Annotated in this window: 8 protein-coding genes; 5 read left to right on the top strand and 3 right to left on the bottom strand. The window is 36.4% G+C overall.

Annotated features, from left to right (window positions below; all coding sequences use genetic code 11):
* Nucleotides 1-104: 104 nt before the first annotated feature.
* Nucleotides 105-2819 carry an Ig-like domain-containing protein gene (locus BUB77_RS21800; RefSeq protein ID WP_073279130.1) on the top strand — a complete coding sequence of 905 codons (2715 nt, stop codon included), beginning with the start codon at nucleotides 105-107 and terminating at the stop codon, nucleotides 2817-2819.
* 971 nt (nucleotides 2820-3790) lie between these two features.
* Here the strand turns inward: BUB77_RS21800 and BUB77_RS21790 are convergent.
* The 3 genes from BUB77_RS21790 to BUB77_RS21780 all read right to left on the bottom strand — a co-directional run bounded on the left by BUB77_RS21790 (nucleotide 3791) and on the right by BUB77_RS21780 (nucleotide 6489).
* On the bottom strand, nucleotides 3791-4411 hold the full coding sequence (locus tag BUB77_RS21790) for an MBL fold metallo-hydrolase (RefSeq protein ID WP_073279127.1): 621 nt from the start codon (nucleotides 4409-4411) through the stop codon (nucleotides 3791-3793).
* 248 nt (nucleotides 4412-4659) lie between these two features.
* Nucleotides 4660-5034 carry a winged helix-turn-helix transcriptional regulator gene (locus BUB77_RS21785; RefSeq protein ID WP_073279125.1) on the bottom strand — a complete coding sequence of 125 codons (375 nt, stop codon included), beginning with the start codon at nucleotides 5032-5034 and terminating at the stop codon, nucleotides 4660-4662.
* A gap of 690 nt (nucleotides 5035-5724) precedes the next feature.
* Nucleotides 5725-6489 carry a right-handed parallel beta-helix repeat-containing protein gene (locus tag BUB77_RS21780; protein WP_242962565.1) on the bottom strand — a complete coding sequence of 255 codons (765 nt, stop codon included), beginning with the start codon at nucleotides 6487-6489 and terminating at the stop codon, nucleotides 5725-5727.
* 648 nt (nucleotides 6490-7137) lie between these two features.
* Here BUB77_RS21780 and BUB77_RS21775 point away from each other — a divergent pair.
* The 4 genes from BUB77_RS21775 (at nucleotide 7138) to BUB77_RS21760 (ending at nucleotide 12969) form a co-directional block, all read left to right on the top strand.
* Complete coding sequence (locus BUB77_RS21775; protein ID WP_073279121.1) at nucleotides 7138-8409, top strand: sugar ABC transporter substrate-binding protein; 1272 nt, start codon at nucleotides 7138-7140, stop codon at nucleotides 8407-8409.
* 102 nt (nucleotides 8410-8511) lie between these two features.
* The gene (locus BUB77_RS21770) at nucleotides 8512-8754 is read left to right on the top strand and encodes a hypothetical protein (protein ID WP_073279119.1); all 243 of its coding nucleotides are present in this window, start codon (nucleotides 8512-8514) and stop codon (nucleotides 8752-8754) included.
* Between the two features lie 158 nt (nucleotides 8755-8912).
* Complete coding sequence (locus tag BUB77_RS21765; RefSeq protein WP_073279117.1) at nucleotides 8913-10907, top strand: RICIN domain-containing protein; 1995 nt, start codon at nucleotides 8913-8915, stop codon at nucleotides 10905-10907.
* A 172-nt stretch (nucleotides 10908-11079) separates the two neighbouring features.
* Nucleotides 11080-12969 (top strand): cache domain-containing sensor histidine kinase, encoded by a 1890-nt coding sequence (locus BUB77_RS21760; RefSeq protein WP_073279116.1) that lies wholly within the window; start codon nucleotides 11080-11082, stop codon nucleotides 12967-12969.
* The last annotated feature ends 70 nt before the right edge of the window (nucleotides 12970-13039 follow it).

The following is a 13039-nucleotide window of genomic DNA, read 5'->3' as shown; positions in this document are numbered from 1 at the left end:
TTAGTAAAAAGTAATGGATTTATTTATGCGCTCAAATTCATACAGAGTTGTACAGATATTCATTTTAAAAAATATTAACAAAACAAGAAAAGGGAGAGTAAATAATGAAAAAATTTATTTTTAACGCAATGATTCCGTTTATTTTTGTAGTAGTAATTACTTGCGCTATTTTGGGGAATCCTGTCTTAACTAGAGCAGAAAGCCAAGTCTCAGATGTTGTATTGATACCAGATGCAAATTTGGAAAAAGCCATCAGAGCAATGATTTCAAAGCCAGTTGGGGATATATTGAAATCGGATTTATTGAGTATAAAAGACTGTAATTTAAAAACATTAGATATAAAATCACTTGAAGGCCTCCAATATGCCAGGAACATTAAAAGTCTTACTCTTACCGAAAATAAAATTGAAGATATATCACAGATTAGCGAGCTGAAAAATCTGACTTCATTAAGTTTGAATAGTAATTTTATTAAGGATATATCTCCTCTTGCAGAGCTATTAAACCTTAATTCTATTAATTTATGTGATAATAAGGTATCTGACTTAAAGTCTCTTAGAAATCTTAACAAATTAGAAGCATTAGACATAACAAGAAATCCAATTTCAGATTTAAGCCAAATATCAGCTTTAAAGAATAGTCTGAAATCTTTAACTGCAAATCAATGTAACATAGAAAATTTAAGCTTTCTATCAGATTTTGAATTGTTAGAGAGTGTAAGTTTAGCAGATAATAAAATTATGGATTTACCATCTATGAATAAGCTAAAAATGCTAAAGGAGATTAGTCTTTCTAATAACTTAATTGAGGACTTTTCAGAATTATTACAGATTAGCAGCCTAAATGAAGTTGGGCTTAATGGGAATCCTATTGCAGATTATAGTAGATGCAATGAGTTTGGCGATAATACCAAGTGTAATTTCTGGGGATTTTATATGTCAAAAAGTGAGATTGAAGACTTTCTTGCTAAGGCTGATAAGATCCTGGCAGATATTATAAAGCCGGAAATGACATTATTAGAGAAGGAAAAAGCAGTACATGATTACATCTGTTTGAATACGGAGTATAAGCTTGGGGTATCAGATAAAGGTGCCTATGGCGTAATTGTGGATCATAAAGGTGCCTGTGATGCGATATCCGATGCAACATCCTTATTGCTAAAAAGGGCTGGAGTTGAGGTTATTAAAGTATCACATGGCTGGGCAGGACAAGCTCATGCCTGGAATATGGTGAAAATTGGTGGTCGGTACTATCATCTCGATTGTACATGGGATATTGTTGATTCCAGAAATGGAAATATATCTTATGAATATTTCAATGTAGATGATGTATTTTTGTTAAAAGAAGGCAGGACATGGGATAGAAGTAAATATCCGATTGCAACAGATAAAAAAGAGGGAATTGTTGCTTATAAAGACGATATCATAAAAGAATACTGGTTAAAAAATAGTAGTAAGGGTTTACCTAAAAACGTTCAGGTTTATATGGCAGACGGCACAATTGCAGAGGTTCCGGTGACATGGTCAAAATCTACCATTGATTCAAGTGTGCCTGGTCAATATACTCTCTTAGGAACAGTTGAAGGCTATGATGAAAAAATAACACTAAATCTTTACATTTCGCAATCTGATCAGTTGGAAATAATTGGATTGGATTACACCTACATGTACAAAAATTTGCCGCAGTATTCAAAGGTAGATTTTCCAGAAAAAATTAAAGCTAACATGAATGATGGAAGTACAATAGAGGTTCCAATAATATGGAATTCAACAGAAATAGACACAACAATTCCTGGTGTATACGAGTTTGTAGGTAGTATAGCTAATTGTAAATTTACTATTAATTACATAGTGACGGTCTTTAAAATTCAAACGCAAATAGTAAGCATCGAACCAGCAGAAATCAATACCACAGTAGGGCAAGGTTCAACTTATGAATTACCTAAAACCGCAAAGGCCAAAATGTCAGATGGAACAACAAAGGAAGTTGCATTAACCTGGACACCGGCAACGGTAGATACAGCAATTGCAGGAAACTATGAGTACACAGCAGCAGTACAAGGTTATAACGGCACTGTGAAGCTATATTTGGAAGTAAAAGCTCAGCCGGTTATAATAGTAAGCATAGAACCGGCAGAAATCAATGCCTCGGTAGAACAAGGTTTCAATTACGAATTACCCAAAACGGTAACTGCCAAAATGTCAGATGGAACAACAAAGGAAGTTGCATTAACCTGGACACCAGCTACGGTAGATACAGCAATTGCAGGAACCTATGAGTACACAGCAACAGTACCGGGCTATAGTGGTAATGTAAAGCTACATTTGGAAGTAAAAGCAAAGTCAGTTACAATAGTAAGCATAGAGCCAACAGAAATCGATGCTACAGTAGAACAAGGTTTCAATTACGAATTACCCAAAACGGTAACTGCCAGAATGTCAGATGGAACAACAAAGGAAGCTGCATTAACCTGGACACCGGCAACAGTAGATACAGCAATTGCAGGAACCTATGAGTACACAGCAGCAGTACAAGGTTATAATGGCAGTGTAAAGCTACATTTGGTAGTAAAATCAAAACAAGTTCAAATTGTAAAATTAGAATATACGAATCTCTACTATACCGCTGATAAGGGTGAAAATTATACCTTACCAAAGTCAATCACTGCTAAAATGTCAGATGGTACAACGAAGGAAGTTGTATTAACCTGGACACCAGCATTAGTAGATACATCTGTACCAGGAGATTACATATATAGAGCTTTTGTGGAAGGATATGATGGCAGCGTAAAAGCATATATAAAGGTAATTGAAAAGTAGGTTACTATTGTGAACTTATAGTATCCAAATACTTACTATTAGTGAAAATGAGAAATGGTTACCACCACAAAAAATAAAAGCAAAAATGGCAGTATCAAAAAAGCAACACTGATATGGACACCAGCTTCAATTGATCCTTCTGCAACTGGTAATTTCATGTAAACAGGGTCAGTTGAAGATTCTAGTTGTGCTGTCAGACTGTATTCAACTATAAAATAATAATTTCGAAGCTACCTCAAAATTGGATAAACCTATTAGAGGTAGCTTTTCTTTAACATAAACATACGGATTTCCGGATGGCTGCCGGCAAAATGGGTGACTAAAGCAAAAACATCTATGAGAGGTTTGAAATAAAGAAATCTCTTAAGGACATTATAATACTGAATACATAAATCAGTTAAAAAATAATTCGGGCACTAAAAAGCCAATGATTTGCTATAGGCAAATTGCGGACTTTTTTGATTTTCTAACAAGACGTTTTACCCTCCGCTTTATTGATGAAGAATGTGTAGACGATGTGGCTATAAAGGCAGTACTAATTGAAAAAATACTGTTCTGCACAAAATTACTTACTCCGGAAGACCAGGAATTGATCACTGAGTTGTATTACGAAGGTAAAAGCGAGCGAGAGTACGGAAATCAAATCGGTATTTCTCAGAAAGGTGTCAGTAAACGAAAGTATAAAATCTTAAACAAATGACATCGAAGGTGATGAGCGAGAACGCCCGAACATAAAACAATCTATGGTAGATCGTATCGTAATGAAATGTACAGTGATAATGCTACTTTCGCCCAGTCACAGACATCGCAATGGGGGCGGTGTTTATGCTGTTGCCCTAGCTTCGGGAAGCAGTGCCGAATAGAAGCTTTTAAATGAAGAACACTGTTACAAAGATTTTCTAACACTTGTTTTGATTTAAGCTAACAACCCTTTCGGAATTTAAGAGTTGCGTCATTTGAAAGGTATATTACTAAACATCATTACTTTCTAAAAACAAATATGCTTCTCCCGGTTTTCGCATTTTGTATAATCCTTTTAATTCTGCGATAACCTTCGCTTTAGGTTGCATAAAGGCGGCATCATGGCTGATTAAGAATTGTTGCGCCTTTACTTTCTCTAAAGTAGTGATCATTTCTTTCAATATATTAATGTTATATACCACTTTTCCATTTTTTCTTGCCCCATATACAGCATCGCCCAAAAAAGCATATTCATCATTTACTTCAAGTCCAATAGTTCCTTTTGAATGAATTGACGGAATGGGAAATAATGTTAGCTTGACTCCGTCCTCATAAGTTATAGGGGCTTGTACTTCAGTTCCTTTTTGCAATTTGAACTTTGTGTAATCACCGCAATACATACCTTTATATGAAATTCGTTCAAGATTTCTGATATGGTCTTCGTGAAAATGGGATAATATAATATTTTTTTCTCTATCAATTCCTTGTATTATATCTACAGCTTCATCATTGCTCCCTACATCAAAAATCCAAACAAATTTATCTCCCCGGATTATTCCTACATCCGCAGATAAAGGCTGACTGGTTGCCGGAAGATATAAAATCTGCTTTGATAATGTGCGCAATTCCATGAGTTCTCCATTTCCTGTAATTTAAATTCAAATTCGTTTATGCCTACATCATACTTAAATTTCTTTAAATGTTATATATTCAAAGAGCAGATGGCACTCATAAATTGTTTCCATCTGCACTAACAATTATCAAAGAATATCATTTTTACAAATAAATTTTATAGTATGAAATATTCTTTGGCAGCAAGAAAAAACATCGGTAATACTATTCCTTATTTCTTTATTATTAATATTCATGCCAAGTGTTGCTAATTTTGATTATCTGTTTGGTGGCTTTCAGCATCCAAGTCTGTATAAGCCAGATGATTTTTTCCCCAAAGGTACATATCCTCCAAAATGGGAATAAAGCTCTGGCCCAGTTCAGATAGCGAATATTCTACTTTCGGCGGTACTTCCTGAAAAACATGGCGAATTAAGAATCCGTCATGCTCCAATTCGCGTAGAGCCTTTGTTAACTGCGATTGGGTAATAGGAGTTAATGATCTGCTGAGTTCACCAAATCTTTTTTTACCACCACGTAAAAGCCACATAATGAACATCTTCCACTTGCCCCCTGTAGCCTTCTGCAACAGTTTAATTGGGCAACCATATTTTTTATTCTCTTCCGGGGTGAATTCAACCATTCTGCGCCCCCTTTTTTAGTAGTCAAATCATAGGTATTCATAAATAATTATGGTACTTTTATTATAGGCCCTAACCTGATGGAGGTCAATTAGTATCAAAAAATGTACTGGGTACTAAAAATAATCGTACTTGTGTGAGAACTTTTCGTAAAATATAATAATATTATTGAATTAAATCAATGTTATGCGTGTAAATACCTTAGAGAATTTAAAACTGGAGGCATAGTTTAATGTGGAGGATATAAGGTTAAAATCATTAAACCATATAATGAGACAAGGGAAAATGAGCCTGACCGCAAGTGGTATTTGTTCAATGTTCTAGGAGTTGAGAGTGACCCTGAAAGAATGATGGATTTACCTTGCAATACTCTTTGCTATCTAAGTCCAGAAGGTAATAAAAAAATATATGCAAACCCAGGGATATGCAGCGATTGCCACAAAAAGGTAAGCTTATTTTATCCTGAAACTATGGGAATACATGGACATTGGATATGTCCATAGTGCGGTTTGAAATATCCATTTATGTTTTATGATATAAAGAATGATTCTGACTACAAACCTGATAAAGAATAATTATAAATAAAACTTGTGCTAGTTGCCTAAAAATCCCTTTAATATGTGTTATGGTGATAAACAAACGCATATTAGGGAGGAATTTCAAGGAATATATTAAATCTACTTAAAAATTAATTACTGATTCCAGTTAAATTGGCCTTTTCTATTGTTTTCGGCTGTGTTCCCATATTGTATGGGCTCAACTTTATTATGATTCCTTAAAAATCCCCAACCGCTATTGTTCATCGCCGTACAATCCGTCACGGTAACCAGCCCACCGGAATTATCCTTGTAGGAACATGGGCCAAGCTTGAATCCGTTTCCATCACCGTTAGTGCCGCTGCCGTTTCCAACCGCTGTACAGCCTCTAAAGATTATATTTTCTCCCGAGCTGTAGCAGTCAAATCCATCGTCACTGTTCCCGGTAGCGGAACAATTAATGAGTGTGATATTATAAGCTCCATTCTTGATACCGAAGCCATCTGCATTTTCACCTTCTCCAGCATAGTCGTAATTGTCATTGGAAATACAGTTCCGCAATGTAATATCTGATACATTATTTTTTACTTCTATACCCGCAAACTGTGCGTGTGTCACAGTGCAGTTTTCCAATGTCTTTCCCGAGCATGACTGGACGCTGATTCCTTGTCTTTGAGGGTAATTGATGGTTATACCCGTAATGTTTGCTTTAGCCACAATTGCGATGGTATTTTTGGGACAGCCCGACGCATCAATTACCACGCCATCGGCGTAAACGTCATTCGTGACCTTGACCCCACGGGTCAGTTGGTAATAACCGGCAGGAATCGTGCCTCCAGCTTCCAGCAAGGATGCAATATCGTAACTTTCTTCGGGTTTAGCCGCCATGGCTGTAGTTGGGATAGATAGCAAGATGCTCAACGCTATACTTGCTAGACAAGAAACTATTTTCTTCATTCAAAGACCACCTTTCTTTATTCTAATTATAATATGCCCGTTATTCTAAATTATGAAAATGATGTAACTTAATTCCTTAATGGACTTGATAGTGCTGCAGAGCATGCCGCATCATAAGATAATTTAAAGACACATTAAACGCTCTACAGCTGAGATATATCCTTACATATAATAATCATTTTGTGGAGGTGCACATATAATGGGAGCGCGAGCATACTAGCCTGTCCCCCGAATGACTGGCATTCACGGAAAGAAGCAAAAGTGCTGCGATTTCAATAGTCGTAGAGCTTAAGAAAAAGTGAAAATGGAAAAAATATGAGGGTATAGCTCAGCTGGGGGAGCGTTTAAATGGCATTCAAGTTCAACAATAAGAAAGGATAATCACTTGTTTGGAGTTTTTTAACATATTAATGATTTTAAATGAAAATAGCGGCAAAAGAATTGTTGAAAAGTTAAACTCAGCTTTTTATATTATAATTAATTCGACATTAAATATTTACACCTGTTTTTATATATTGGAGTTTTAAAGACTGTCTTTATGTCTTATTATTTAGTTATTGAGACGCTTCAAAAATATAAATAATCTTTTTTAGAATGAAAGGATGGAAACATATGAAAAGAGTAATTGCTTTTCTAATGGCTTGTTTATTATCTGTGAGTGTTTTTGCAGGGTGTGGTTCGAAAAATAGCGCAAACGAAACATCACAGGAATCTGCTGCAACATCTACAGAAATTAAGAATACGTCCACTGAGACAGGAAAAACTGAAAAAGCTAAATTAGTATTGTGGCACTACTATGAAAAAGATATTCAAGATCATTGTAAAACTTTCAATAATTCTCAGAATGAGGTTGAAGTTGAACCGAAGTTCGTTCCATCTAGTGATTTTAAAAAACAGTTAATTATAGGTTTGTCAGCGGGTAATCTTCCGGACATGGTTTTGATTGATAACCCTGATGTAGCTGCGTTTGCAGCTATGGGCCTTTTCGAAGATATTACCGATAAAGTTTCGGCATGGTCCGACAAAGACCAGTTCTTTGAAGGTCCGATGAAATCGGGTATTTACGATGGTAAAAATTATGCGCTCCCTTTTATTAGCAACTGTCTAGCAATGTTTTACAATACTGAACTATTGGATAAAGCAGGTGTTAAGCCTCCGCAAACCTGGGATGAATTAAAGACCACTGCAAAACAACTTACAAAAAATGGTGTATATGGTTTTGCTACTTCACTTATAAAGGGTGAAGAAGGTACGTTTAATTTCTATCCTTGGTTGATAGCTGCGGGAGGAGATCCAAACAAACTGGATAGTCCGGAAGTAGCAAGTGCGGTTGATTTCCTCTCCGGCCTTATGAAAGACGGATCAATGAGTAAAGAAGTTATCAATGTTGGAATGTCCGATATTGAAAAACAATTTGCAGCAGGTAAGGTTGCAATGATGATAAATGGTCCGTGGCAGGCGCCGTCTATCCAAAAGGATAACCCGAATTTAAAGTATGGCATAGCTTTAATACCTAAAGGTCAAAAATTTGGATCCGTTCTTGGTGGAGAAGCTCTTGGTATCGTAAAAGGTAAAAACAAGGAAGCTGCCTGGAAGTTCATTTCATGGGCAGGCAGCGCAGATTCCATAAGAGCTTATGCTAAGGTTTCTGGTGCTTTCCCTCCTAGAAAAGATGTTGCTGCAGATAAGAACTATTCTGACGATGCTGCGCTAAAGGTCTGGATGGAACAGATGCAGTATGCTATGCCGAGAGGACCTCATCCAAAGTGGCCTGAACTATCTACAGTCTTATCATCATCTGTGCAGGCAGCAGTAACAGGCACAAAATCTACTGAAGATGCGTTGAAAGAAACACAGGCAACAGTTGACAAGCTAATGAAGTAATTCTATAAAAATTCAGCAATATTATGGGAGCTATATGGAGTCAGTGAAAGAACTTCAAGACTACCTAAGCCTCTTGTTGATAACGGTAAGATGACAGCAGAAATGATTGTAAATGAAGAAAGAGACACGGCAGCTTATGTTGTAGGTCCGCTTGACAAATTCCCGAGGTCGCTTTCCAAAAAGGCTATTGATGAAAGGATTTATGCACTTGAGCCTTGTAAAACCAGACCAAACTCATTAAGGCAGAAGACCATAGATGGAGAAACCTATAATATTTTAAAATTGTATACTTATCAACAAAAAACTTGCTTAAAATTTTACACCTGTATTAAAATATTTGAGTAGTATAAAGAAATGCTTATATTTATAATGTAAATATGAGTTAAATGCTTGGTATTGCTATTCAGAAGTAACTCAATCGATAATTCAAATGTATAATTGTCGTCTTTCGTCTTCTTAGTATTTACATTAATCAAAAAAATATCAATTTGGGAGAGAAGTTTGTGAAAAATGTAAAAAGAATTGCTATATTGTCATTTGTTTCAATTTTTCTAATCTCATGTTTTGTTACCAGTACATATGCTTTTGGTCCGGTTACGGTATGGTCGAGTACATCTACAAAAAGTGCAAGTTACGCTCGTGCTTTAATGCTTCATTACAGCGGCGATAATAATGGAAAGATGTATGCAACACATGAGTCATGGACGGATAATCAAACTCCGCATCCGGCCGGTCCGAATTTCCCGATCTATGAAAGTACAAATGGAGGACAATCGTGGAATAAGATTTCTGAGGTTGCAGATGTACACCCGGATGAGGGGTTAAGGGAACAAGGCTTTTTGTATGAACTTCCACAACAGATAGGAAATATGCCGGCAGGAACTATGCTCCTGGCTGTCAATGCATTTCCTGCCGGTGAGCTGGTTCACAATATTGAGCTATACAAAAGTAATGATCTGGGTAGAAATTGGTCTTATGTATCTACAATAGCAACAGGGGGGGCATACGGGGGAGGTATGAACTGGCAAAGTCAGGGGATATGGGAACCGTTCCTTCTAGCTGCCAATAATAAATTGATTTGCTACTATGCGGATGAACAGGATCCGAACAATAACCAGATGGTAGTACATAGATCTTCTTCAAATGGAATTGATTGGAGCAGCACAAAGGCAGATGTTGCGCTGGGTGAATTAAGACCGGGCATGCCTACGGTCACTAAAATGGGTAATGGAAAGTATATGCTGGTATATGAAATGGTAAATATGCAAGAGGATCAAATTCATTATAAAATTTCCTCAGACCCTGAAAACTGGGGAAATGCTTCTGACCCTGGCAGCAAGGTGAATTATTATCAGGGACAAACACCGGGATCACAGCCGTATGTTACATGGGTTCCCGGCGGAGGTCCAAATGGAACAGTTGTAATTTCAGGAGGACGGTCGGATAAATTGTTCTTAAATTATAATTATGGGCAGGGCCATTGGACGGTCCAGGACTGCGTCATACCGACAGGATACAGTAGATGCCTGGTTCCAACCGGTAATTCTACAGTTTTTATCATTGCTGCAGTTAAGAATTCTACAACTGGTAAAAGTGATGTCAAATGTGGAACCACTGACATTCTTCCCAGTAACAATTTGTATAACAGTAATCTTTTCATGCTAGTTAATAATGGGACAGGAAAAACGCTGGATCTGATTGGCGGAAGTACTTCAAACGGTTCTGTGGTGAATCAGTGGACATATGATGCGAACTCCAACAATCAAAAATGGTCTTTGGTCCCAAACGGCAATGAATCCTTCCGAATCGCATCTTTCGTGAGCGGAGATGATGTCTGCGTTGCGAATGATTCAACTGCCAATGAAGCACAGATCCACAATTGGGACTATACTGAAGGGAATACTGCGCATCAATGGAATTTTGTTGATGTGGGCAATGGATTATTTAAAATCATTAATGTGAATAGCGGTAAATGCCTTGAAGTTCAAAACGGAAACACTTCAAATGGGGCGAAAGTACAGCAATATGATTACACAGGTCAAGCCTGGCAGCAGTGGCGGTTACAGCCTATAGGAGACTACTATATACAAGCGCGACACAGTGGTAAATATATTAACGGCGGGGGCGGGGCTACCAGTAATGATACACCGGTAATTCAATGGTCATTTCAAACCAATAATTGGTTTAAATGGAGGTTCGAAAGTGCTGAAAACGGCTGGTACAAAGTAGTCTATTTAAATGCCCCTTCAAAGGTAATAGATTTGGCGGATGTCTCAATGGAAGCAGGTCACGGAACCCATCTGTGGGACTATGTGAGCGGAGACAATCAATTGGTGAGACTTGTTCCGCAGCAGGACGGAAGCTTCAAGATTTACTTCAAACATTCAGGAATGGCATGGGATATTGAAGGAGTTTCCAGGGAGGATTCGGCGAAATTGACTCAGTATACCGAGGCGAATGGTGATAACCAAAAGTTTTATCTTGAAAGGTTCAACTAGAGTTTGCAGGGATTAATTAGAAGGGCTATGTGCGTAACATCGTTATGTACATAGCCCTATATTGAAATTACATAGTAAATTTACAGGATTGTTATTTGGATTGTTATGGAGTAAAATATGAAATGTCTATTATATATATTGATAAAAGTAATATATTACACGGGTGCTATTTATGAATGCAAAATTTAAAAAAGCAGCTGAATTATCCAGAGTATTTATTAATAAAGTTTCGTACAAATCAGATAACTGTAAAATGAGCTTAAAAGTTAGACTCATTTTTTCTTTTCTTTTTGCGGCAATAATTCCTTTAATATCAGTGCAGTTTATTTTTTATTTAAACACAACAAAATCAATGCAAAATAAAGTTAATGAGCTTTTAGAGATTAATCTGTTTCAGACTGCCAAAAATGTAAATTTGAAAATCGAATCATACAACGAATTACTATTTCAAATATTTTCGGATAATGAAATTGTTGAACTTACCAAAAAATTAGGAAACGATTCGGTAGATGAGCAAATATCTGCTTTCGGAAAACTCAGAGAAAAGCTTGGTATTCTGGCAAATTCAAAAGAAGGAATCTCATGCATCTCGATTCTATGTCCTAATGGACTGGTAGTGTGTTATGACAAAGTTACGGGGTTGGCAACTCAGCACTTTTGGACTAAATACAAGGATATTGTCAAAACAGATTTTTATGTGCAGGCAGAAAAAACAGACCACACTGTACTTATACCGACATCATTTGCCGATCAATACGGAGATAAGGGATGTTATCTGTTTCATATTGCCAAAAGGATGTTTGATATAGAGAAATTTGATAAAACTACGTTGGGAGTAATTGTAATAAGCTTAAATGAACAGATGATATCTGATATATGTAACGGAGCATATGGAAACGTAGAAAATGATAATCAAAAGAAAGGCTTTAACTTTATAGTCGATAAAGAACAAAGGATTATCTCATTCCCTGAAAAATACTACATTGGTAAGAAAGAAGAAAGAATCCTTAAGGAGAATTCTATAGAATTGTCAGGAGATATGAGGAATTCAAACAGCAGGATTAAGGATCTAAGTCAAAAGCCTGTTTTGGTAAACCGGTATACAGATAACAATCTGGGGTGGAACTATATAAATATTACAGATAAAGAAAGTATGTTTTCAGAAATTTATTCACTTCAAAGGCTTTATACATTAATTGGTCTGGCAGCAGTGCTTCTTTCAATAATCCTTGTTATCTATTTTTCTGGAAGATTTTCCAATTCTGTAAGAAAAATCATTCAAGCTATGACAACTGCCAAAAGCGGAGAACTGAATGTACGTGTTAACTTTGATACAAAGGATGAAATATCAATCATTGCTACAACTTTTAATAGTATGATGGTGCAGATAAAAAGGCTGATTGAAGACGTCAAATCTGCAGCCAGACAACAAAAGGATGCCGAAATCAAAGCACTTGAAGCTCAAATAAACCCTCATTTTCTATATAATACATTAGATACAATAAATTGGGTAGCAATAGAAAATGAACAGTATAAAATAAGTAATATGCTTAAGAATCTTGCGCAGATTTTGAGGTATAGTGTAAACCAGAGTAATGAAATTGTCACTTTTAAACAGGAAATCGAATGGCTTAGACAATATATGTATCTGCAGCAGATACGCTTTGAGTATTCCTTCCATTGTGAAACAGAAATCGATGAAAATGTACTTGATTGCAGGATCCATAAGCTATTGATGCAGCCGCTTATTGAAAATGCCATAATTCACGGATTTGACGGATACGCTTCAGGAGGCTTGATTACTGTGAATATACATATATTTGAAGATGAAAATATAGTAATATCTATAAAAGATAATGGCAGAGGGATGGATGAGTCGAAACTCGGAGAACTGTTAAAAGAGGATGGGAGTGATATAATAAGCAGCAGAAGAGGATTAGGTGTAAAAAATGTGTTTAACCGCCTAAAACTATATTATGGTGAAAACTGCAAATGGAATATTAAAAGTGAACTGGGTAAGGGAACTGAAATATTGTTTGAAATCCCCAGACAGCTGGAATAAATTATCAATGGATGGTATGAAAGAAATCTATAAGCAATTTAGAATATACCTTATTATTTAAAGCTGGAGG

The organism is Anaerocolumna jejuensis DSM 15929 (assembly GCF_900142215.1).
GTDB lineage: Bacteria > Bacillota > Clostridia > Lachnospirales > Lachnospiraceae > Anaerocolumna > Anaerocolumna jejuensis.
Note: the sequence above shows the minus strand (reverse complement) of the source record. Positions and strands in the feature narration are given on the sequence as shown.